The sequence below is a fragment of the uncultured Roseobacter sp. genome, from assembly GCF_947493125.1.
Classification (GTDB): domain Bacteria; phylum Pseudomonadota; class Alphaproteobacteria; order Rhodobacterales; family Rhodobacteraceae; genus Roseobacter.
In genome coordinates, this window is record NZ_CANLQB010000008.1 from 77,737 (window position 1) to 99,793 (window position 22,057).

The window sequence follows — 22,057 nt, forward strand, 5'->3', positions numbered from 1 at the left end:
AAGACGCGTCATGATTGTTTTGTAGGCTCAGCCGCTCACGCTATTGGGAGGCGATAATGATTGATCGGAGGTCGTTTTTCTCTATTGTTCGGCGGCAGAACGGTTTGTGGTGATCGCGGCTAGGTTGTGCCAATGATGCAGTCCGGTCGAAAGGCCACCTTTTAACAAGGTCAATGCAAAGGATAAGCAAATGGTACATGTCGTTGATGTTCACGTTGGGAAGCGCATTCGGCAGCGGCGCTGGCTGGTTGGGATGACGCAGCAGAAGCTGGCCGAGTGTGTCGGGATCAAGTTCCAGCAGATCCAGAAATACGAGACGGGTGCCAACCGGGTCAGTGCGTCACGCCTTTGGGACATTGCGGATGCGCTGGAAGTGGATGTGGCCTTCTTCTTCGAGGGTCTGAAGTCCGATGACAGCGGTGACGCGCATCAGGACGCCATTCCGGCGGATATGATGGGTGACAAGGAAGCAATGGACCTTGTGCGGTCCTACTACGCCATTCCGGAGAACCAGCGGCGCCGTCTCTTTGAGCTCGCCCGGGTGTTGAGCGACGTCGCCTGAGGCCCGGCTGAACCGCCCGCCGCGAAAAAGATGCCCCGGGGCCGATGAGATATCGGCAGGGGCCTTGCGTCAGAGGAATGCTGCTGTCACCAGTCTGCCATGACGCATACCCGACACTCTCATGACATCGCCGCGCTTGATGCAACCGCCCGGCACATGGCTGACGCCGCACGGGCGGCAATCCTGCCGTACTTTCGGGCGCGCGATCTCACCCCCGACAACAAGCTCGATGAGGGATATGACCCGGTGACCGAGGCGGATCGGGGCGCGGAACGGGCGATGCGCGCGATCCTCTCCAAGGAGAGGCCAGACGACGCCATTCTGGGAGAAGAATATGGGGCGTCGGCAGGCAGCAGCGGTCTCACATGGGTGCTGGACCCGATCGACGGAACGCGGGCGTTTGTCAGCGGCACACCGACCTGGGGCGTGCTGATCGCCGTTTCGGATGCCGAGGGCCCGTTTTATGGGCTTATAGATCAACCCTATATCGGCGAGCGATTTGTCGGTTGTGCCGGCAAGGCCGAGCTGACGAGCCCTGCCGGGGTCAGATCGCTGTCGACGCGGGCGACATCGGAATTGAGTGAAGCCATCGTGTTCACGACGTTCCCCGAAGTGGGCACACCTCAGGAGGGGGCGGCGTTTCGAGCCGTGGCCGAGCAGGCCAAGCTGACACGATATGGTATGGATTGTTACGCCTATGCTCTGTTGGCCGCCGGGCAGATTGATCTGGTCATCGAGTCGGGGCTTCAAGCCTACGACATTCAGGCGCCGATCGCGCTCATCGAGGCGGCCGGAGGTGTTTTGACCAATTGGGAGGGGGCCGCCGCGCATGATGGCGGACGGGCGCTTGCGGCTGCCAATGCCGAGATCCATGCAAAAGCCCTCGCCGTGCTGCAAGACACGCTGGCATGACACGGCTGCTGCTGCGTGGTGCGGATCATCTGCTGACGATGGATGACGCGCGCCGGGAATTGCGCGGCGCCGATGTGCTCATCGAAGACGGTGTGATTTGTGAGATCGGCGTGGGCCTGCAATCGGGTGCAGCCGTCGTGGATACTTCGGGCTGCGTGGTCACGCCGGGGCTGGTGAACACCCATCATCATCTTTACCAGACGCTGACGCGCGCGGTGCCGGCGGCGCAGGATGCGTTGCTCTTCGGCTGGCTCGAGACGCTCTATCCAATCTGGTCGCACGTCACGCCGGAGCATGTCTTCACGTCCGCGCAGGTTGGTCTGGCGGAGCTGGCGCTGTCCGGCTGCACGTTGAGCAGTGACCACCTCTATCTCTACCCAAATGGTGTGCGGCTGGAGGATACGATTCATGCGGCGGCTGAGGTCGGTTTGCGGTTTCAGCCCACGCGTGGTGCGATGAGCATCAGCCGGTCGGCGGGCGGGTTGCCGCCGGATGATCTGGTGGAGCAGGAGCAGGATGTTCTGGACGACTGCATCCGCGTCGTCGATGCCTTTCACGACCCGTCTCCCGGCTCCATGTGCCGGGTTGGTCTGGCACCCTGTTCCCCCTTTTCCGTGAGCCGCGACCTGATGCGGCAGGTGGCGCTGCTGGCGCGGGAGAAGGGGGTGATGCTGCACACCCATCTGGCGGAAAACGACGAGGATGTGGCCTATTCGCTGGAGCGGTTCGGCTGCCGTCCGGGCCGATATGCCGAAGAGCTCGGCTGGGTCGGGCGCGACGTCTGGCATGCCCATTGCGTTAAGCTCGACGCGGAGGAGATTGCGCTCTTTGCGCGAACAGGCACTGGCGTGGCGCATTGCCCCTGTTCGAATTGCCGGCTGGGCAGTGGCATCGCGCCGGTTGTCGCAATGCGGGACGCGGGTGTGCCGGTCGGGCTTGGCGTTGATGGTTCGGCGAGCAATGACGCAGGCAATCTGGTGGCCGAAGCGCGGCAGGCGATGCTGTTGCAGCGGGTGGCGCAGGGGGCGGATGCGATGAGCGCGCGGGCGGCGCTGGAGATTGCAACGCGCGGGGGCGCGGATGTCTTGGGACGGCCCGAGTGCGGGCGCATCGAGGTTGGCGCCCGTGCCGACATTGCCATCTGGGATGTCTCCGGTCTGGAGACGGCCGGCAGCTGGGACCCGGCAGCGCTTCTGCTTGCAGGGCCGGTGACGGTGCGGGACCTCTTCGTCGAGGGGCGCGCAGTGGTGCGGGATGGAGAGATCACAACGCTTGATCTGCCTGCACTGATCGCGCGGCAGTCCGAGATGACGCGGGCTCTGATGGAGGCGCTATGAAGTTGATTTGGATGGTCGTGGTTCTCTTTGGTCTCGGTGTCGGGGCGATGGCTGACACCCGTGTGACGCAGGCGCTCAATGACTATCGCGCGAGCCAGGGTCGGGCGCCCGTGACCTATTCCGCCACGCTGGAGGCTGCGGCTGAGGCTCATGCGACGGATATGGCGGCGCGCGGTTTCTTCGATCACCGGGGCAGCGATGGATCGACCGTGGGCACACGGGTGCGGCAGCAGGGCTACGGCTGGTGTTTCGTCGCTGAAAACATCGCGCAGGGGCAGGCGTCGCTGGCCGATGTGATGCAGGCCTGGGCAGAGTCGCGCGGGCACCGCCGTAACATGCTGTCGCGGCAGGCGCAGGAGTTTGCGCTGGTCGAGGCGCCGGGGCGCCTCTGGGTCATGGTGCTGGCGGCGCCTGGCTGCTGAAGCGGTCTCTAGGTGGTGTGCTTTCGGGGGCGCTTTTCTCCCGCGATCCAGACATCGGCGATGGCCCGGTCATCTCCCATCATGATGGTCGGGAAGAGCGCTTCCCAGATGTCCGCGGCTCCGGCTGTGCGTTGAGCGATGGCGGAGGTGGAGGCCAGATCGAGGATCGTGAGGTCGGCCTCGTATCCGGGGGCGAGTGTGCCGATGTGGTCGTGCAGATGCAGGCTGCGGGCCGAGCCAGCGGTCGCAAGCCACAGCAGTTGGGCAGGGTGCAGAGACGTGCTGCGCAGCTGCGCGATCTCATAGGCGGCGGCCATGGTGCGCAGCATCGAAAAAGACGAGCCGCCACCGGTGTCGGTGGCCAGCCCAAGGGTGATGCGGCGTGCAGCGAGGCTGGCCACATCCATCAGACCCGAGCCGATGAAGGTGTTGGAGGTGGGGCAATGCACCAGCGCGGCGCCGCTCTCGGCGATCCGGTCGACCTCGCGCGGCTCCAGATGGATGGCGTGGCCGAAGACGGCCCGCGCTCCGATGAGCCCATGCGCCTCGTAGGTGTCGAGATAATCGCGCGCATCCGGGAACAGGTCGCGCACCCAGGCGATCTCATCCGGTTGCTCGCTGAGATGCGTCTGCATCAGACAGTCGGGATAGGCGCGCCAAAGAGCGCCAAGGGCGCTGAGCTGGTCAGGTGTTGACGTCGGCGAGAACCGCGGGGTGATGGCATAGCCCGCGCGGCCTTGCCCGTGCCAGCGCTCCAGGAGCCGCTTGCTGTCGTCATAGGCGGATTGCGCGGTATCGCGCAGGCCCTCGGGTGCGTTGCGGTCCATGCAGGTTTTGCCCGCGACCGTCCGCATGCGTCGCACCGCTGCCGCTTCGAAAAACGCGTCGACACTGTGGGCGTGGATCGTGGTGTAGGAGCACAGGGTCGTGGTGCCGTGATCCAGCGCCAGATCCAGATGGCGCGCGGCGATCTCTGCGGCATAGGCGGGATCGGCAAGCCGCATCTCTTCGGGGAAGGTGTAGGTGTTCAGCCAGTCGATCAACCGCTTGCCCCAGCTCGCGATGATTGCCGTCTGCGGATAGTGCACATGGGCGTCCACGAACCCCGGGCAGATCAGGTGATCGCCATAGTCCTGCACCGCAGCCTGTGGATGCGCGCGGCGCAGCAGATCGCGGTTGCCAACGGCGCGGATCAGGCCATCTTCGATCAGAACGGCGCCTGCGCTGTCGATCTGCACCGCATCCTGCCAGGGATTCAGCAGCGGATTGCCATGGGCCACGAAGGTCTGGCCGAGAAGAAGCGTGGGGCGGGTCATATCCTCTCTCTATGGCCTTCGCGGGGCCGCTACAACGGGGAAGCGGGCGCCATTGTATCCGATCAGGCGGGCCCCTATGGTCTGCCCAAAGCAGGGGAGAGGCGCATGTCAGAGCAGGCCGTGGAGCAGGAGCCGGATGTCGAGGATGAGGCCTATGTGCTGGGTCCCAAGGCGGTTGCGGCGATCCTCTATGCGGTGGATATTGACGACGCCGCCAAGCTCACGGAGCTGATGGAGCCGCTGCATCCGGCGGACATCGCAGACCTTCTGGAGCAGATCAACGCCTTTGATCGCTCGCGACTGATCCGTCTCTACGGGCGGGAGTTTGACGGCGAGATCCTCTCGGAACTGGACGAGGCGATCCGCGAAGACGTCATTGCGGTTCTGACCCCGCAGGTGCTGACCCAGGCCGTGCGCGACATGGACAGCGACGATGTGGTCGACCTGGTGGAGGATCTGGAGGATCACCAGCAGGAAGCGATCCTCGAAGCGCTGCCCGACGCCGACCGCATGGCGGTGCAGCAGGCGCTGAGCTATCCGGAGTTCTCCGCCGGGCGCCTGATGCAGCGCGAGGTGGTCATGGCGCCGGAGCACTGGACGGTGGGCGAGGCGATCGACTATCTGCGCAGCACGCCTGAGGACGAGCTGCCCGCCCAATTCTATCACATTGTGCTGGTGGACCCGCGCCTGCACCCCATCGGCAATGTGACCCTGGGCAAGCTGATGCGATCCAAGCGCGAGACGCGGCTGATCGACATCCAGGAGGAGACATTCCAGACGATCCCGGTGCTGCAGGACGAATCCGATGTGGCATATGCGTTCAACCAGTATCACCTGATCTCGGCTCCCGTGGTTGACGATGAGGAGCGGCTGATTGGGGTGATCACCATCGATGACGCGATGGCGGTGCTGGATGAGGAGCATGAGGAAGACATTCTGCGTCTGGCCGGCGTGGGCGAGGGCTCTCTGTCGGACCGGGTGGTAGAGACCACCAAGCAGCGGCTGCCCTGGCTGGCGGTGAACCTGGTGACCGCAATCGCGGCAAGCCTGGTCATCGCGCAGTTCGAGGCGGCGATTGCGCAGATTGTGGCCTTGGCCGTGCTGATGCCCATCGTGGCCTCCATGGGCGGCAATGCGGGCACCCAATCGCTGACCGTGGCCGTGCGCGCGATTGCGACGAAGGACCTCACGGGCGCCAATGTCTGGCGCGTCATTCGGCGCGAGGTGCTGGTGGGGCTGATCAACGGGGTGATCTTCGCGGTGGTCATGGGCATCGTGGGCGTGCTGTGGTTCGGCTCGCCCGCCTTGGGCTATGTGATCGCCGCGGCGATGGTGATCAACCTCGTGGTGGCGGGACTTGCCGGCACCGTGATTCCGGTGATCCTGGAACGTGTCGGGATCGACCCGGCGTTGGCCTCAGGTGCATTTGTGACCACGGTGACGGATGTGGTGGGCTTTTTTGCCTTTCTCGGGCTGGCGGTTGTGGTCCTCCTGTGAGCGATCTGAGGGAACGAAAGGCGCAGGCGCGGGCCGACGGGTTCGCGCGGCGCAAGGCAGCTCATGCCGCCGACCCGGGCACCGGGGCAGGGGAGCTTTCGGCGTTTCTGGCGGGGCATCGCGGCGTGCCGCTCTCGGGCTATATGCCGATCCGGACAGAGATCGACCCGCTGCCCGCCATGGCGGAGGCAGCGGCCTATGGGCCGGTTGGTATTCCTGTGATCCTCGGGGCCGGGCAGCCGTTGAAATTCGCCTTGTGGGAGCCCGACATGCCGCTGGTGCAAGGCGCCTTTGGGGCGCGTATCCCGGAGGTGCCGGAGTTCTTCGAGCCTGAGATCGTGATTGTCCCGCTGGTGGCCTTTGATGCGCGGGGCGGGCGGCTGGGCTACGGCGGCGGGTTCTATGACCGGACGCTGGAGCAATTGCGCGCCCAACGCCCGACGCTGGCCATAGGCTTTGCCTATGCGGCCCAGCAGGCTGACGCCCTGCCGCTGGAGCCCACGGACCAGCGGCTTGATTTCATCGTGACCGAGGCAGGCATGACGGATCTGCGTCAGTCCTCGGACGCGTCATAAGTCAGGATATCGCCTGGCTGGCAGTCGAGCGCGTCGCAGATGCGCGCAAGTGTTTCGAACCGCACCCCCTTCACCTTCCCGGATTTCAGCAGCGAGACGTTCTGTTCGGTGATGCCCACCCGCTCGGCCAGTTCCTTGGAACGCATCTTGCGGCGGGCCAGCATCACGTCCAGCGTCACGACGATCCGCTGATCCAGGTCTTCCTTGGGGTCAGACAAAGGCCTTGTTTTCCTCTGCCAGATGCGCAGCATCGACCATGATATGCCCAAGGGCGACCAGCATCAGCCCCAGTGTGATTGCATAGATGTCACCCTCCTTGAAACTCAAGCCAAAGGTGATCCCCGTTGGATCGGCCCAATAGCGCAGGACCGCACCGGCAATCCCGTCGACGATCATGCTGATCGGGACTATCAGCACCAGCACCCAGCCGACACGCCGCAGGCGCAGGGCGGTGACCTGCGTGAAGATGCCCGATGCTTCGCGGATGCCCGCAAAAAGTTGACGTATGAGAAACATCATGGCCGCCCCCATGAAAACCGTGGTCAACCAGATCAGGCTTGCCAGTAACGCCGTTGCCGTCGTGAGGGTGAGGCCGCCGACCTCGATATCGAGGTGCTTGGTCAGTTCGCGGCCGAGATGCTGCGGATCTATGATCGACAGCAGGATGAAATAGACCGCGAAAATCAGCGCCAGATAGAGGGCCAGCGTGCTGCACCAGACGCCTGCACGGGCGGTGGCTGCGATTTTTGTCTGTCTGTCGAGTCGGTCGAACACCATGTGTACTCCAAATAAAAACATTGCTTGCAAAAATTATCGTAAAACAATAATTCAAGCAAGCGTGAGGATAAGAAATTCCTCTCCTAATCATCATAAGAGGTTTCATATGAACTATCGAGAGCTGTTTTTATTCGGCGGTATCATTGTGGCGCTGGCCGTGCCCGCCGACGCGCAGGATCGCTGGACGGGGTATTACTTCGGTCTGTCGATCGACAGTGTGGAGACTGACTCGCAAGTTGACGGCAGCAGCGTGCACGATCTGTCGGACGAGGGCACCAATCTGGGCATTTACGCAGGCTATGGCATTCGGCGGGGCCGGAACTTTGTCTGGACGCCCGAGGTGACGCTGTCGCGCCTCGAAACCAACGGTGGCGCGTCAGATGCCACCTTGGGAACGACCGACTTTGACGGATCCTTCCTGCTGGAGCCCCGGATACGCGCCGGATACGCCACCGAGCGGTTCTATCTCTATGGTATCCTCGGGTTGGGCATCACCGATGCGGGGCTGCGTCCCGCCGGGTCAGACGAGGATGAGCTGATTGGATCCTTTGGCCTAGGGGTGGGGGCCGAAGTTGCCATCAATGATCAATGGTCGACCCGGGTCGAAGCCATTCATCGCGAGTGGAACGCGTCCAAACAGGACTTCAACGGACGGCTTCGGGAGACCGAAACCGACACAACGGTGCTGCGCATCGGTCTCACGCGTCGGTTCTAGGCGCTAGGCCTTCTCGAACGCTGAAAATGCCTCGGCCCAGTCCGGATGCCATCGGGACAGAGCCGGGCGGTTTTCAGCGATATCGCCCGCCGACCAGAGCACGCGGCGGGCGTCAATGGCTTCGGTCACCATGTTGTCGGGGCAGAGCACGTAGAAATCACCCTGGCTGACGCGGCTGAAGAGATAATCGACGCAGTCTTCGCTGCTCCAGGCGCCGTCCGGTTTTTCAGGCATCACGGCGGCAATCATGCCGGTATAGGTGAAGCCCGGCACGAAGAGGTGCACGTCAATCGGGGCACCTGCCTCCCGCAGCTCATGCGCCAATTGCTCGGTCAGCACTTTCACCGCAGCCTTCGATGCGTTGTAGGCGGGGTTGCCGGGCGGTGTGGTGATGCCCTGCTTCGATCCGGTGTTGATCACTGCGGCGGGGCGGCCGTTCTCGATCATGCGAGGCACGAAGGATTGCACGCCGTTGACGACGCCGAAGAAATTCACGTCGAAAGTCTCGCGCCAGGCCTCGGGTTTATCCCAGCAGGAGGATCCAATGCCGATGCCCGCATTGTTCATCAGCACCGCCACCGGCCCGAGCGTAAAGGCGCGATCTGCCAGCGCGGCAACAGCATCTGCGTCGGAGACATCGGTAACCTCGGTCTCCACCGTCGCTCCCTGGGCCTGCAGGTCTTTCGCGGCAGTCTCCAGCGGCGCGGCGTTGCGGTCGGCCAGCAACAGCGAGAAACCTTGTGCCGCCAGATGGGACGCTGCGGCCAGGCCGACCCCGCTTGCGCCGCCGGTGATCACGGCCAGTCCACCGTTTGAGGTAATCTCGCGCCACGCCATCATGTATCTCCCTTATGTCCTGCCGCAGATCTAGGGCGCCGCGGCGGTCTTCCCACGGTTCGCCGCGCCATTATTCTGGCGACCGCCCCTTGCCCTTGCCGGGTGCGCGCCCTACCCATCCTGCATGAAGCTGTTGTTCCTCGGAGACGTGATGGGGCGCGCCGGGCGTCGCGCGATCACCGAAAACCTGCCGCGTTTGCGGCAGGAATGGAAGCTCGATTTCATCGTGATCAATGGCGAGAACGCCACCTCCGGCATCGGCCTCTCGGGCGCGCACGCAAAGACGCTGCTGGAGGCCGGGGCCGACTGTATCACGCTTGGTGACCATGCGTTTGACCAGAAGGACATGCTCCGGTTCATCGAACAGGAACCGCGGGTGATCCGCCCGCTCAATTTCTCCAAAGCGGCGCCCGGCAAGGGCGCGCGGCTCTTCACCGCGCAGAACGGGCGCAAGGTGCTGGTCGCCCAGGCGCTGGGGCAAGTCTTCATGAAACGTCCCTTTGACGACCCGTTCTCGGCGCTGGAGCCGGTGCTGAAGGCGCATCCGCTCGGCGGGCAGGCAGCTGCGGTCATTGTGGATATGCACTGCGAGGCGACGTCGGAGAAGATGGCCATGGGGCATTTCTGCGACGGGCGGGCCAGCCTTGTGGTCGGCACCCATACCCATGTGCCGACGGCGGACGCGATGGTGCTGCCGGGCGGCACCGGGTACCTGACGGATGCGGGCATGTGTGGCGACTACAACTCGGTGATTGGCATGGAGAAGGCAGAGCCTTTGCGCCGCTTCATCACCGGCATGCCGCGGGAGCGCTTCACACCTGCGGCGGGGGAGGCGACGCTGTCCGGCGTCTATGTCGAAACCGACGACCGCAATGGCAAGGCCAAACGCATCGTCATGGTGCGCAACGGCGGTTTGCTGCAGGGAGCCGCACCTTGAGAGGATCCCAGAAGCTGTTCTTCACCGCTGTGCTGATCGTGCTCGGAGCGGGATGGGGCGTGACCATGCCGCTGACGAAGATCGCGGTTTCGACCGGCTTTGGCCATTATGGGCTGATCTTCTGGCAACTCGTCATCGGCACGCTGATGATGGCCGCTCTCAGCGCGATGCGTGGAAAGGGTGTGACCTTGGCGCCCGCGCGGGTCGGGTGGGGCCCGCTGCGGATCTGCGTGATCGTGGCACTGGTCGGCACGCTCATACCAAATACGGCCTCTTATCAGGCGGCGGTGCATCTGCCCTCGGGCATCTTGTCGATCCTGCTGTCGATGATCCCGATGTTTGCCTTTCCGGTGGCCCTCGCTATGGGGCTCGACCGGTTCTCGTGGCGGCGGCTCGGCGGGCTTTGCGCGGGCCTGTCTGGCGTTCTGTTGATCGTGGGGCCGGGTGCCACGACGGCCTTTGGTGTGCCTGTCTTCTGGGTCTTGATCGCGCTGATTGCCGGGATCTGCTATGCGATGGAGGGCAATATCGTCGCCAAATGGGGCACGGCGGGCCTGGACGCGATCCAGGTTCTCTTCGGCGCGTCGCTCCTTGGCGCCATTGCCGTGCTGCCGGTTGCCATCGCGTCAGGCCAGTTCATCCCGCCTGGTGCGTTGAACAGCACCGCAGGGCATGCGCTGATCGGGGCGTCGCTTGCGCATACCGCCGTTTACGCGGGCTACGTCTGGCTGGTTGGGCGCGCTGGTCCGGTCTTCACCGTGCAGGTGAGCTATCTGGTCACGGGCTTTGGCATGCTCTGGGCCAAACTGATCCTCGACGAAGCCTATCCGCCGGCGGTCTGGGGCGCGCTGGGGCTCATGTTTCTGGGGATGTATCTGGTGCAGCCACGCCCGAAAGCCGCGCTTGCTCCGGCCTGAGCAATCCGCCACACTTACCGCAGGTTGAATGCTCTCTGAGGTGTTATCTCCTTGACCCCGTTGATTGAATTGGCGCCCAATACCGCTGCGTTCCTGACCCTCGGGGTGGTGGCGGTGATGTTCGCGCTCTTCGTGCGCGAGACGTTCCCGACGGAGGTCGTGGCAATTGCGGGGTCGGCGCTCATGCTGCTCCTCGGTGTGCTGCCGTATGAGAACGCGCTGGCGGTGCTCAGCAATCCGGCGCCCTGGACCATTGCCGCAATGTTTATCGTGATGGGGGCTTTGGTGCGGACGGGCGCGCTGGAAGTGCTGACCCAGATGGCCGAGCGCTATGCCAAGACGCATCCGCGCGGCGCGGTCGTGGGCGTGCTTTTGTCGGTGATGGGCGCCTCGGCGATCATGAACAACACGCCCGTGGTTGTCGTCATGATCCCCGTGGTTGTGCAGTTGAGCCAGACGCTGGGGGCCAAGGCGTCGAAACTGCTGATCCCGCTGAGCTATGCGGCGATCATGGGAGGCTCGCTCACTCTGATAGGCACATCGACCAACCTGCTGGTGGACGGCGTGGCGCGCACGCAAGGGTTGGAGCCCTTCACCATTTTCGAGATCCTGCCCATCGGCCTGGTCGTTTGCATCTGGGGCCTCACCTATCTTTCGGTGGTTGGGCGGCGGTTGCTGCCGGATCGGGACAGCATGGCGAATATGCTGTCTGATCGCTCGAAGATGAAGTTCTTTACCGAAGCCGTCATCCCGCCGGATTCGAACCTCATCGGGCGCGAGGTGCTGAGTGTGCAGCTTTTCAAGCGTGAAGGCGTGCGGCTCGTCGATGTGATCCGCGGCGATGCGTCCTTGCGGCGCAACCTCAAGGACGTGACGCTGCAGTTGGGGGACCGCGTGGTCCTGCGTACGCAGATGACCGAACTGCTCAGCCTGCAGGCCACGAAGGAGTTGAAACGGGTCGATCAGGTGTCGGCCGTCGAGACGACCACCGTCGAAGTGCTGATCACGCCCGGCTGTCGGATGGTGGGGCGGTCATTAGGGAATATGCGGCTGCGGCGGCGCTATGGTGTCTATCCGCTGGCCGTGCACCGGCGCAATCAGAACATCGGGCGGCAGCTCGACGAATTGGTGGTCAAGGTGGGCGACACGTTGTTGCTGGAAGGCGCGCCGGAGGACATCCAGCGCCTTGCTGCGGATATGGATATGGTGGACGTCTCACAACCCTCCGCGCGTGCCTTCAGACGCAGCCACGCGCCGATTGCGATCCTCGCGCTGGTGGGAATCGTGGCGCTGGCGGCTTTCAACGTCGCCCCTATTCTGCTGCTGGCGGTGCTGGCCGTGGCGTTGGTGCTGGTGACCGGCTGCATCGACGCAGACGAGGCGTTTTCCTTCGTCGATGGGCGCCTGCTTGCGCTCATCTTTGCCATGCTCTCGGTCGGGGCGGCGCTGCAGCATTCCGGAGCTGTGGCGCTCATCGTGGATGCGGTCTCTCCGACGCTGATGGCCATGCCACCGACGCTGGTGGTTCTGGTGGTATTTGTGATGACCTCGACCCTGACCGAGCTTGTCTCAAACAACGCTGTTGCGGTGATTATGACGCCGCTCGCCATTGGCCTTGGGACAGCGCTGGGGCTGGATCCGCGCCCGCTGGTGGTGGCCGTGATGATCGCGGCCTCCTGCGCTTTTGCCACACCCATCGGCTATCAAACCAACACGTTGGTCTACGGCCCGGGCGGCTATCGCTTCACCGACTTTCTGCGTGTGGGCGCGCCCCTCAACCTCAGCATGGCGGTGATCGTGTCGCTGGTCATTCCGTTGATCTGGCCGCTCTGACGCCTAATGCTGCTATGCAGAAAACGCAGATCAGCTTCCCCTTTTTGCGCGTTGTTCGTTAAGGGTTTCGACATCATGTTGGCGCTATCAGAACATCCGGTTTTGATGAAAGGACGCAACATGAACAGCATTATCACACGACTGAAAACCGCGGCCGCAAAACGGGCCGAATTCCACCGCACTTATCATGAGTTGCGGCATATGCCACGCGAAACGGCGATTGACCTGGGGATGTTCCCGGAAGACGCCTATCATGTGGCTTACACGCACGTCTACGGACGCTGAGTTACAGGGCGTCAGACCGGCGCCCACCGAGATTCCCGACCCGCATTTGGATGACCGAATGCGGGTCTTTTTGTGTCTGAGGCTCAGAGCGGCCAGACGATGAGGATGACGGGGATCGACACCGCGACGACGATCACCTCCAGCGGCAACCCCATACGCCAGTAGTCGCCGAATCTGTAGCCGCCGGGGCCGAGGATCAGCGTGTTGTTCTTATGCCCGATGGGGGTGAGGAAGGCGGAGGAGGCCGCGACAGCGACCGCCATCAGGAAGGGGTCGGGCGAGACGTCGAGGCTTTGCGCCATCTGAATGCCCACGGGGGCGGCGACGATGGTCGTGGCGGTGTTGTTGAGCACATCCGAGAGCGTCATGGTGACCACCATCAGTACGGTCAGCACGGCCCAGGCGGGCAGACCGCCCGTCCATGAGACAAGTGCCCCAGCGATGAGCTCGGTACCGCCTGAGCTTTCCAGCGCTGCTCCAAGCGGGATCATGGACCCCAACAAGACGACCACAGGCCAGTTAATGTGATCGTAGAGCTCGTTGAGGGGCACGATCCGGGTCAGCACATAGGCCACCACCACGAGTCCCAATGCGATAGGCAGGTAGAGCAGTCCGACGCTGGCCGCAGCCACCGCGCCGGCAAAGAGCCCGATGGCCAGCCAGACCTTGCGGTTCTCGGTCACGGCAAGGCCCCGGTCGGCCAGAGGCAGGCAGCCCAGCCAGTCGGTCACATCCGGTCCGGTGTCGCGCGGCACGAGCAGGAGCAGGATATCTCCGGTCTTTACAACGGTCTTGCGCAGATGCTTTGTGATCCGCTTGCCCTGCCGCGAGATGCCCAGAAGCACAGTGCGCTGTCGCCAGGCGAGGCCGATGGCCTGCGCCGTTTTTCCGTTGATGCGCGCGCCCTCCGGCACGACGACCTCGATAATCTCGACGCCGTCGCCGTCTGCGCGCAGGGCTTCCTCGCGCTTGGCGTCTGCCACGGCCAGATCAAGGCTGCTGCGGAATTCGTCGAGCGCGTCGGGCGTGGCTTCGAGCACCAAGGCATCACCGGCCTGCAAGAGTGCATTCCGAGCCTGGCCATAGCGGCGCTGACCATCCCTGATAAGGCCGAGGATGGCGACATCCGCCTTCTCCGCCGCGTCGGTCAGTTCCGCGACGCGCTTGCCGATCTGTTTGTTGCCTTCGGGGACGGTGAGTTCGGCGATGTATTGCGACAGGTCAGCCTCGGCCATGGTGCTGGCCTCGCCCTGTGGGATCAGCCGCCAGCCGATCAGCGCCACGAAGGCCAGACCCGCAAGTGCTGCCGCCCCTCCAACGGGTGCGAAGTCGAACATGGCGAAGGGAGCACCAAGGGCATCCTCGCGGATCGAGGCGATGATGATGTTGGGCGGCGTGCCGATCAGCGTCGCCATGCCACCAAGGATCGTCGCGAAGCTGAGCGGCATCAGGCTCAGCCCGGCGGGGCGGCCCGCCTTGCGGGCTGTTTGAATATCGACGGGCATGAGCAGAGCCAGCGCGGCCACATTGTTCATGAAGGCCGAGAGCACCCCGCCGATGGCGCCCATAAGTGCGATATGCGCGCCCAACGACCGCGAGGCATCGACCAGCGTGCGGGTGATCAGGAACACGGCGCCCGAGCGTACGAGCCCCGCTGAGACCACCAGTACGAGCGCCACCACCAGCGTGGCCGGGTGGCCAAAGCCGGAGAACGCATCCTCGGTCGGCACGACGCCCACCACCACGCCGATCATCAGCGCGGAAAAAGCAACGATATCATAGCGAAAGCGGCCCCAGAGCAGCAGCCCGAAGACGGCGCCAAAGAGCATGAAAAGGATAATCTGATCTTGTGTCAAACGGGCTGCTCCACGCTCTTGATTTCGCGAGTTGTTTTACCTCAACTGCGGTTATGTCCGATTTGAAGTTTTTAATCACCAATGGATTTCTGGAGGCTCTGGAGCGGGCGGGTAAGCTTGCCCCGCGCGCAGCCGCCAAGGCCAAGGTACGTATTTTCAAGCTGAAGACGTATCTTGATGCGGTGGAACACAGCTGGCGCAACCCGGATCATCTGCGGTGGAGCCATGTGGAACAAGCGCAGCACGTCAAGAGCGCCTACCCGCCGCCCGAATTCGGGGCCTTTCTCGCCAATCTCGAGAAACCCGTTTTGTTTCAAAGTATTGACGGCCTCGATGATCCCGATCCGGAAGGGTATTTCGCGCGATTTCACGCGCGGCGGTTCGAATTGGCCTGCGTCGTGCTCTATACTGAGCACCCGGATCGGCGGCTTGCATTTCTCAGCGTCGGCACACTGGCTGACTGCAACCGCACCCTACGCGATCTGCAGACCGCTGCTGCGGCTCGAAAGGTGATCAGGGAGTTGCGCAAGGTTACCCGCAACTGACCGTACCGCACGCTGAAATCTTGACAAATGGACGTCTGATCAATAGATGTTGCTTTGTAAGACAACAGTTTTCAACCGCCAGACAGATGGGTGATGCATGACTGATGTACAGATCAATGCGGGCAGCGGAGCCAAAACCTCCAAGCCCACCACGACGCGCCGCGCTGCGCGCACCTCGACTGCGCCGGTCAAATCGGTCAAGGCGCTGGACGATGCCGCCTTTGAGGCAGCCTTTGATGCGCTGGAGCCTGCGGAGCGTCATGCCGTCTTTCGCGATGTGGGCGAGGAACTGGCCCGGACGCTTGGTGCGCAGGTGATTGCCCAGATGCTGAACGGCTCTGACATGAGCCTGCGGGAGATCGGGGCGCAATCGGGCTTCGATCACACAGCGTTGTCGCGGATTGCCCGGGGCGACTCGAAAACCGGGCCGACTCTGTGGAAGGTCTTTGCACTTGCCGAGGCGCTCGGCTACCGGATCGAGTTGAACGCCGTCAAAAAGTGAGCAAGGCCGGTCTTGTCTCCGATGCGTTGATCCTGGGGCCTGCCATTTGGGCGTGCTCTTTCCTGCTGCGTTCCCGCTGGCACGAACGATCCGTGGCGCGTTTGATTGATCGAGGAGCAGATGAGGCCACGGTCCAGCTCAAGCGAGAAGAGGCGCGCTATTATCAGGATTTCGCCCGGGTGATGCCGAACTACATGCTGGCCGCGCTTACACTGGGGTTGGCCCTCCGGGTCTATCTGGTTCTCGCCGGCTTCTTTGCACCCTAGCCTCGGGGGTTGAGCGTTTCCCCCCGCGCGGATACATAAGCGCAAACTCAAAGACGAATGGAGGGTGCCGATGGCCGGACACTCAAAATGGGCGAATATTCAGCACCGGAAGGGCCGTCAGGACGCCGTGCGAGCCAAGCTGTTTTCCAAGCTCAGCAAGGAGATCACGGTGGCTGCCAAGATGGGCGACCCGGATCCGGAAAAGAATCCGCGCCTGCGTCTTGCGGTCAAGGACGCCAAGTCGCAGTCCATGCCAAAGGACAACATCGACCGCGCTATCAACAAGGCAACGGGTGGCGACGGCGATGACTACGAAGAAATCCGCTATGAAGGTTATGGACCAAATGGCGTTGCGGTGATCGTCGAGGCCATGACCGACAACCGCAACCGGACAGCCTCGACCGTGCGCTCGACCTTCACCAAGAACGGCGGCAACCTCGGCGAGACAGGGTCTGTCGGGTTCATGTTCGACCGTAAGGGCGAGATCACATATCCCGCCGATGCCGGCGACGCGGACACCGTGATGATGGCCGCGATTGAGGCCGGCGCCGAGGATGTCGAGAGCTCGGACGACGGCCATGTCATCTGGTGTGCGGATACCGATCTCAACGAGGTGGCCACGGCGCTCGAAGCCGACCTGGGTGAATCCGAAAGCACCAAACTGGTCTGGAAGCCGACCACGACGACCGAGATGGATCTCGACGGGATGCAAAAACTGATGAAGCTCATCGAAGCGCTGGAAGACGACGATGACATCCAGCGTGTCACGACGAACTTCGAGGCCGATGACGAGGTCATGGCCCAACTCTGAGGTTCATGCCTGCCAATTGAAGAAAGCCGCCTTTCGTCTGGGGCGGCTTTTTCGTTTTCCGGTTTCTATCCGATCAACGCACCTGATCGCATTGCGTGCAGAACAGCATCCGGGCGAACTGGCCCCAGGTTTGCGAGGTCTCTGCACTTGGGCGTGCCGTACTCCGATCAATCCGCTTCATCAAATGCTTGAGGTCGCTCAGACGCTTGCGGGCGCCGCTTCCTCCAGCCTGGCTCTGCACAGTCAGGATCTTCTTTTGGGTATGCAGCGCAGACTCGATGAGTTCGATGTCTTTGGCAGTCAGATCGAGGTTGTGTAAATTGTCCAGCATGTGAAACGATCCTTGTTACATCCCCATGATATGGGGAATAAAAGAGTATACGCCAATCATCCCGAATAAGATTTCTGTGAAGTTCCGTTTCTACTTCACGCTTGCGTGAGAAGAATTAACGAGATGTCGCCGGGCTTGTTGTTTGATCGCCCGGCTCAGTGGCTCCAAGGTTGGGGCCATCAGGCGGCTCGTCTGCCAGTAAAGTTCTATATCCAAAGGATTTTCCGGTACAAGAGCGCGAAGCGTTCCGCGCTCCAGATGTCCGGCCACCAGCGGCAGCGGATTCATGCCCCAACCCAGTCCTGCGAGGGCCGCGTCGACAAACGCGTGGGTGGAGGGCAGCTGATGCGCTGGCGGCATGAGCCGTTCTCCTGTCACCCGCGTGATCCAGCGGTGCTGCAGTTTGTCCTTGGCGTTGAAGGTCATCATCGGCGCGCGCGCCAGATTTGCGGGAGTTACGCCATCTTGGAACCACTGCTCCATAAACGCAGGGCTTGCTGTTGCAATGTAGCGCAACGCCCCAAGCGGCTTGCTGAGGCAGCCCGAGACCGCCTGGCCTTGTGCCGTGACAGCTGCACTCACGGCACCTCGCAACAGCCAGTCGGTTGAGGTGTCCTGATCGTCGATCACCAGATCGAAAAGCAGGCCTTCGATTTCCGCGAGGCCTCCCACGAACCACGTTGCCAGACTGTCCGCATTGACCGCGATGCGCAGGCGCGGGGGCGTGGCATCCTCATCCGGGCGCAGGTGCCTCAGGACATGCGCCTCCATCAGGGCGACATCATCGGCATGACGGGCCAGCCGTGTGCCCGCGTCCGTTGGGGTGCAGGGTTGGCCGCGATAGACCAGCGCCGTTCCCATCCGTTCCTCCAGCGCCTTGATACGTTGTGATATCGCAGATGGCGTTACGCCCAGATGCGCCGCGGCGGCGTCAAAGCTGCCATACCGCACGATGGCCGAAAGCGCAGAGAGATGACCGGTGTCGAGAGACATTAGAGATGCTTAATCAGGGAGACCAATTTTAATTTGAGTAATTGCCGCGCGCTCCTTAGTCAACGGCGTAACGCAACGGAGCCTTTTCGATGATCGACACCTTTCTGCCTGGCTATCTCTTGAGCCTGTCACTGATCGTGGCGATTGGAGCGCAGAACGCCTTTGTGCTGCGGCAGGGGCTGCGGCGGGAGCATGTCTTCTGGGTGTGTCTGACCTGCGGCACGTCTGATGCCATCCTGATCGCATCGGGGGTTGCCGGGTTCGGCGCGCTTGCGCGGTCCGTGCCCTGGTTCGAGACCGCTATGCGCTATGGTGGAGCCGCCTTTCTGCTCTGGTACGGCTGGCGCAGCGCAAAATCCGCCTGGGTCGGCGGGCAGGTGTTGCAGGCGGAGGAGGGCGGTCGGAAAGCTCTGTTGCCGACGTTGCTGACGCTGCTTGCGCTCACCTGGCTCAACCCGCATGTCTATCTGGACACGGTTGTGCTGATCGGGTCGATCTCGGCGCAATATGACAATCGCGTCTTGTTTGGAGCAGGCGCGGTTCTGGCCAGTCTGAGTTTTTTCTTTGCCTTGGGCTACGGCGCGCGTTTGCTGGCCCCGCTCTTTGCGCGGCCTGTCAGTTGGCGCATCCTCGACGCGCTGATCGCGCTGACCATGTGGGCCATCGCGGCGGGATTATTGTTGACCTAGCCCCTTGCGGCGGCGCACGAAACGCGATGTCTATGGCCCATGGCCACCCGTACACCTCAACGCCCTGTCGCTGGCATCTTCTGGATGCTGGTCACGGGGCTTTGCTTCATCGCCGTCACAGCGCTTGTGAAGCATCTGGGCACACGGGTGCCGCCCGCTGAATCGGCCTTCCTGCGCTACCTGATGGGGCTGATCTTTCTCCTCCCGGCCATCGGTGCACTGCGTGCGGCGCATCTGACCCCTCGGCAGTGGCGGCTGTTTGGTCTGCGCGGTTTCATGCATGGCATTGGCGTCATCCTGTGGTTCTACGCCATGGCGCGCATTCCAATCGCCGATGTCACGGCGATGAACTACATGGCGCCGATTTACGTGACAATTGGCGCGGCGCTCTTTCTTGGGGAACGTCTGGCCTTCCGGCGTATCGCGGCCATCCTCGCGGCGCTCTGCGGAGCGCTTCTGATCCTGCGGCCGGGGTTTCGCGAGATCGGCAGCGGGCATCTGGCCATGATCGCGACGGCCATTGCCTTCGGCGGCTCGTATCTGACAGCGAAGGTCATGGCGGATGAGGTCAAACCAGCCGTCGTTGTTGGCATGCTGTCGATTTTCGTGACCCTGACGCTGGCGCCTTTCGCGCTGGTCAATTGGGTCACGCCGACCCTGGCTGAGCTTGGCGTGCTCTTCCTCGTGGCCTGCTTTGCGACGGCGGGCCATTACACCATGACGCTGGCCTTTGCGGCAGCACCGCTGACCGTCACCCAACCCGTCACCTTTGCACAACTGGTCTGGGCGGTGCTGCTGGGGTACCTCGTATTTGACGAGGCCATTGATATCTGGGTGGTTTTGGGCGGGTTGGTTATCATGGGCTCGGTTGTCTTCATCACCTTGCGCGAGGCGGCCCTGAAGCGGGGCCAAACCACCCCGCCAGTACATGCCACCAAGGGATGATTTTTTGTTGATTGACTGATCAATAAAAAACCCGCTATTAGATGCGACGCCATATTTGAGGGGAGTCGCATGCCGAAACTTGGGATGGAGCCGATCCGCCGCAGCGCGCTGGTTGAGGCGACAATTGCCGAACTGGCCTCGAAAGGCTCGCTCGACGTGACAGTGGGTCAGATCGCCAAGCGGGCAGGTATGTCGAGCGCGCTGGCGCATCACTACTTCGGCGGCAAAGACCAGATTTTTCTGGCTGCCATGCGACAGATCCTGCGCGATTTTGGTGCTGAGGTGCGCCGGGGGCTCCGCGCCGCAGATGGCCGGAAAGCCCGTGCCATTGCGATCATTGAGGCGAGTTTTTCCTCCGCCTGTTTCTCGCCTCAAACCGTCAGCGCCTGGATGACGCTCTATGCTCAGGCGCAGACCAATGCGGAGATGCTGCGTCTGCTGCGCCTGTATCAGAAACGCCTGAAATCCAACCTCTGCCACGCTCTGCGCCCGCTGACCCCCGAGCCCGAAGCGCAGGCGGAACTGCTCGCTGCGCTCATCGACGGCCTCTACTTGCGCGCGGCCCTCTCGCGGTCGCAAAGCCCCGATGACGCGCGACAAAAGACCCTCGATATGCTCACCCTGATCCTGGAGCCACGCCCATGAGCCGCCCCAACATCCTGATCCTCATGGTGGATCAGCTCAACGGCACGCTCTTTCCGGATGGGCCGGCGGAGTGGCTGCATGCGCCGAACCTCAAGGCGCTGGCGGCGCGTTCGACCCGTTTTCGCAACACCTATACGGCCTCGCCGCTCTGCGCACCGGGTCGGGCTGCTTTCATGTCGGGCCAATTGCCGTCTGCCACAGGTGTCTATGACAACGCGGCTGAGTTTCCCTCCTCTGTTCCGACCTACGCGCACCACCTGCGCCGCGCGGGCTATCAAACGTGCCTGTCGGGCAAGATGCATTTCGTGGGCCCAGACCAGCTCCACGGGTTTGAGGAACGGCTGACCACCGATATCTACCCTGCGGATTTCGGCTGGACACCGGACTATCGCAAGCCGGGCGAGCGCATCGACTGGTGGTATCACAACATGGGCTCGGTGACCGGTGCCGGCGTCGCCGAAATCTCCAACCAGATGGAGTATGACGACGAGGTCGCCTTCAACGCCACGCGCAAACTCTATGATCTCTCGCGTGGTGCCGACGACCGCCCCTGGTGCCTGACGGTCAGCTTCACCCATCCGCATGACCCTTACGTCGCGCGGAAAAAGTACTGGGACCTCTACGAGCACTGCGACCACCTGCTGCCCGAGGTGCCCGCGATCCCTTACGAAGATCAGGACCCGCACAGCAAACGTATCTTCGATGCCAACGACTGGCGTAGCTTCGACATCACTGAAGAGAATATCCGCCGCTCCAGGCGCGCCTACTTTGCAAATATCAGCTACCTCGACGATAAGATCGGCGAGATCCTTCAAACCTTGGACGACACGCAGCAAGAGGCGATCATCCTCTTCGTCTCCGATCACGGCGACATGCTGGGCGAGCGCGGGTTGTGGTTCAAAATGTCGTTCTTCGAAGGTTCTGCCCGCGTCCCGCTGATGATCTCTGCGCCTCAGATGGCGCCGGGGCTGCAAACCACGCCCGTCTCCAACATCGACGTCTGCCCGACGCTGTGCGATCTGGCGGGCGTGTCGATGGAGGAGGTCATGCCCTGGACCACCGGCCAATCGCTGGTGCCCATGGGGCAGGGGGTCGAGCGCACCGAGCCGGTCGCCATCGAATACGCCGCCGAAGCCTCTTACGCGCCCATGGTCTCGCTGCGCTACGGCAAATGGAAATACAACCGCTGTACGCTGGACCCCGACCAGCTCTTCGATCTGGAGGCGGACCCGCATGAGCTGACCAACCTCGCGGATCACCCGGCTCATCGTGGCACGCTGACCCAGCTCAAGGCGAAATCCGAAGCCCGATGGGACCTCGGCGCTTTCGACGCCGACGTGCGAAAAAGCCAGGCCCGCCGCTGGGTGGTCTACGACGCGCTGCGCCAGGGGGGCTACTACCCGTGGGACTACCAGCCGCTGCGCGCTGCCTCCGAACAGTATATGCGCAACCACATGGACCTCAACGTTCTCGAAGAGAGCAAACGCTTCCCCCGAGGCGACTGACCTTCATTCTTCTCCAAATACTCCCGCCGGAGGCACGAAAGTTCATC

General features: G+C 62.6%; 26 protein-coding genes. 19 read left to right on the forward strand and 7 right to left on the reverse strand.

Going from position 1 to position 22,057, the window contains the following annotated elements; translation table 11 throughout:
- Positions 1 to 190: 190 nt before the first annotated feature.
- The 4 genes from Q1A71_RS17585 (at position 191) to Q1A71_RS17600 (ending at position 3,233) form a co-directional block, all read left to right on the forward strand.
- Positions 191 to 562 carry a helix-turn-helix transcriptional regulator gene (locus Q1A71_RS17585; protein WP_299679360.1) on the forward strand — a complete coding sequence of 124 codons (372 nt, stop codon included), beginning with the start codon at positions 191 to 193 and terminating at the stop codon, positions 560 to 562.
- Between the two features lie 99 nt (positions 563 to 661).
- Entirely contained in the window at positions 662 to 1,474 is an 813-nt protein-coding gene (gene hisN, locus Q1A71_RS17590) for a histidinol-phosphatase (protein WP_299679363.1), read from the forward strand.
- Positions 1,471 to 2,811, forward strand: coding sequence for an 8-oxoguanine deaminase (locus Q1A71_RS17595; RefSeq protein ID WP_299679366.1), 1,341 nt, complete (start codon positions 1,471 to 1,473; stop codon positions 2,809 to 2,811). Before hisN ends, Q1A71_RS17595 begins: the two co-directional genes overlap by 4 nt.
- Positions 2,808 to 3,233, forward strand: coding sequence for a CAP domain-containing protein (locus tag Q1A71_RS17600; RefSeq protein ID WP_299679369.1), 426 nt, complete (start codon positions 2,808 to 2,810; stop codon positions 3,231 to 3,233). The genes Q1A71_RS17595 and Q1A71_RS17600 overlap by 4 nt, the downstream gene beginning before the upstream one ends.
- Before the next feature lie 8 nt (positions 3,234 to 3,241).
- Here the strand turns inward: Q1A71_RS17600 and guaD are convergent, their stop codons facing one another.
- The gene (guaD, locus tag Q1A71_RS17605) at positions 3,242 to 4,549 is read right to left on the reverse strand and encodes a guanine deaminase (RefSeq protein ID WP_299679372.1); all 1,308 of its coding nucleotides are present in this window, start codon (positions 4,547 to 4,549) and stop codon (positions 3,242 to 3,244) included.
- 105 nt (positions 4,550 to 4,654) lie between these two features.
- Here guaD and mgtE point away from each other — a divergent pair, with 105 nt between their 5' ends.
- Positions 4,655 to 6,046: a magnesium transporter gene (gene mgtE / locus Q1A71_RS17610; RefSeq protein WP_299679375.1), complete on the forward strand. Its 1,392-nt coding sequence runs from the start codon at positions 4,655 to 4,657 to the stop codon at positions 6,044 to 6,046.
- A complete protein-coding gene (locus Q1A71_RS17615) occupies positions 6,043 to 6,621 on the forward strand; it encodes a 5-formyltetrahydrofolate cyclo-ligase (protein WP_299679377.1) in 579 nt (192 codons plus the stop codon). The genes mgtE and Q1A71_RS17615 overlap by 4 nt, the downstream gene beginning before the upstream one ends.
- Here the strand turns inward: Q1A71_RS17615 and Q1A71_RS17620 are convergent.
- Positions 6,600 to 6,785, reverse strand: coding sequence for a helix-turn-helix transcriptional regulator (locus Q1A71_RS17620; RefSeq protein ID WP_299679874.1), 186 nt, complete (start codon positions 6,783 to 6,785; stop codon positions 6,600 to 6,602). The genes Q1A71_RS17615 and Q1A71_RS17620 overlap by 22 nt on opposite strands.
- A 46-nt stretch (positions 6,786 to 6,831) precedes the next feature.
- A complete protein-coding gene (locus Q1A71_RS17625) occupies positions 6,832 to 7,398 on the reverse strand; it encodes a hypothetical protein (RefSeq protein ID WP_299679380.1) in 567 nt (188 codons plus the stop codon).
- Between the two features lie 106 nt (positions 7,399 to 7,504).
- On the opposite strand from Q1A71_RS17625, the gene Q1A71_RS17630 reads away from it, so the two are divergent.
- Positions 7,505 to 8,113, forward strand: coding sequence for a porin family protein (locus tag Q1A71_RS17630; RefSeq protein ID WP_299679382.1), 609 nt, complete (start codon positions 7,505 to 7,507; stop codon positions 8,111 to 8,113).
- 3 nt (positions 8,114 to 8,116) lie between these two features.
- On the opposite strand, the gene Q1A71_RS17635 is transcribed toward Q1A71_RS17630, so the two are convergent.
- Positions 8,117 to 8,950 carry an SDR family NAD(P)-dependent oxidoreductase gene (locus Q1A71_RS17635; protein WP_299679384.1) on the reverse strand — a complete coding sequence of 278 codons (834 nt, stop codon included), beginning with the start codon at positions 8,948 to 8,950 and terminating at the stop codon, positions 8,117 to 8,119.
- A 124-nt stretch (positions 8,951 to 9,074) separates the two neighbouring features.
- Between Q1A71_RS17635 and Q1A71_RS17640 the strand changes: the two genes are divergently transcribed.
- From Q1A71_RS17640 to Q1A71_RS17655, 4 genes are all read left to right on the forward strand, one after another.
- Positions 9,075 to 9,887, forward strand: coding sequence for a TIGR00282 family metallophosphoesterase (locus tag Q1A71_RS17640; RefSeq protein WP_299679387.1), 813 nt, complete (start codon positions 9,075 to 9,077; stop codon positions 9,885 to 9,887).
- Positions 9,884 to 10,804, forward strand: a complete 921-nt coding sequence (locus tag Q1A71_RS17645; RefSeq protein WP_299679390.1) for a DMT family transporter — start codon at positions 9,884 to 9,886, stop codon at positions 10,802 to 10,804. The genes Q1A71_RS17640 and Q1A71_RS17645 overlap by 4 nt, the downstream gene beginning before the upstream one ends.
- Positions 10,805 to 10,855: 51 nt before the next feature.
- Positions 10,856 to 12,637 (forward strand): SLC13 family permease, encoded by a 1,782-nt coding sequence (locus Q1A71_RS17650; RefSeq protein ID WP_299679393.1) that lies wholly within the window; start codon positions 10,856 to 10,858, stop codon positions 12,635 to 12,637.
- A 120-nt stretch (positions 12,638 to 12,757) separates the two neighbouring features.
- Positions 12,758 to 12,922, forward strand: coding sequence for a hypothetical protein (locus Q1A71_RS17655; RefSeq protein WP_299679396.1), 165 nt, complete (start codon positions 12,758 to 12,760; stop codon positions 12,920 to 12,922).
- 83 nt (positions 12,923 to 13,005) lie between these two features.
- Here the strand turns inward: Q1A71_RS17655 and Q1A71_RS17660 are convergent, their stop codons facing one another.
- Complete coding sequence (locus Q1A71_RS17660) at positions 13,006 to 14,778, reverse strand: SLC13 family permease (RefSeq protein WP_299679399.1); 1,773 nt, start codon at positions 14,776 to 14,778, stop codon at positions 13,006 to 13,008.
- 53 nt (positions 14,779 to 14,831) lie between these two features.
- Here Q1A71_RS17660 and Q1A71_RS17665 point away from each other — a divergent pair, with 53 nt between their 5' ends.
- The 4 genes from Q1A71_RS17665 to Q1A71_RS17680 all read left to right on the forward strand — a co-directional run bounded on the left by Q1A71_RS17665 (position 14,832) and on the right by Q1A71_RS17680 (position 16,902).
- Complete coding sequence (locus Q1A71_RS17665; RefSeq protein ID WP_299679402.1) at positions 14,832 to 15,323, forward strand: hypothetical protein; 492 nt, start codon at positions 14,832 to 14,834, stop codon at positions 15,321 to 15,323.
- 97 nt (positions 15,324 to 15,420) lie between these two features.
- Positions 15,421 to 15,825: a helix-turn-helix domain-containing protein gene (locus Q1A71_RS17670; RefSeq protein ID WP_299679405.1), complete on the forward strand. Its 405-nt coding sequence runs from the start codon at positions 15,421 to 15,423 to the stop codon at positions 15,823 to 15,825.
- 92 nt (positions 15,826 to 15,917) lie between these two features.
- Complete coding sequence (locus Q1A71_RS17675) at positions 15,918 to 16,091, forward strand: hypothetical protein (protein WP_299679408.1); 174 nt, start codon at positions 15,918 to 15,920, stop codon at positions 16,089 to 16,091.
- Positions 16,092 to 16,161: 70 nt separating this feature from the next.
- Positions 16,162 to 16,902 (forward strand): YebC/PmpR family DNA-binding transcriptional regulator, encoded by a 741-nt coding sequence (locus Q1A71_RS17680; protein WP_299679410.1) that lies wholly within the window; start codon positions 16,162 to 16,164, stop codon positions 16,900 to 16,902.
- Between the two features lie 73 nt (positions 16,903 to 16,975).
- Here the strand turns inward: Q1A71_RS17680 and Q1A71_RS17685 are convergent, their stop codons facing one another.
- Positions 16,976 to 17,233 (reverse strand): hypothetical protein, encoded by a 258-nt coding sequence (locus Q1A71_RS17685; RefSeq protein WP_299679413.1) that lies wholly within the window; start codon positions 17,231 to 17,233, stop codon positions 16,976 to 16,978.
- 90 nt (positions 17,234 to 17,323) lie between these two features.
- The gene (locus Q1A71_RS17690; RefSeq protein ID WP_299679416.1) at positions 17,324 to 18,226 is read right to left on the reverse strand and encodes a LysR family transcriptional regulator ArgP; all 903 of its coding nucleotides are present in this window, start codon (positions 18,224 to 18,226) and stop codon (positions 17,324 to 17,326) included.
- 89 nt (positions 18,227 to 18,315) lie between these two features.
- On the opposite strand from Q1A71_RS17690, the gene Q1A71_RS17695 reads away from it, so the two are divergent.
- From Q1A71_RS17695 to betC, 4 genes are all read left to right on the forward strand, one after another.
- Positions 18,316 to 18,915, forward strand: a complete 600-nt coding sequence (locus Q1A71_RS17695) for a LysE/ArgO family amino acid transporter (RefSeq protein ID WP_299679420.1) — start codon at positions 18,316 to 18,318, stop codon at positions 18,913 to 18,915.
- Positions 18,916 to 18,954: 39 nt separating this feature from the next.
- A complete protein-coding gene (locus Q1A71_RS17700; RefSeq protein ID WP_299679423.1) occupies positions 18,955 to 19,860 on the forward strand; it encodes a DMT family transporter in 906 nt (301 codons plus the stop codon).
- A 69-nt stretch (positions 19,861 to 19,929) separates the two neighbouring features.
- Positions 19,930 to 20,505: a transcriptional regulator BetI gene (gene betI, locus Q1A71_RS17705; protein ID WP_299679426.1), complete on the forward strand. Its 576-nt coding sequence runs from the start codon at positions 19,930 to 19,932 to the stop codon at positions 20,503 to 20,505.
- Complete coding sequence (betC, locus tag Q1A71_RS17710; RefSeq protein ID WP_299679429.1) at positions 20,502 to 22,010, forward strand: choline-sulfatase; 1,509 nt, start codon at positions 20,502 to 20,504, stop codon at positions 22,008 to 22,010. The genes betI and betC overlap by 4 nt, the downstream gene beginning before the upstream one ends.
- The last annotated feature ends 47 nt before the right edge of the window (positions 22,011 to 22,057 follow it).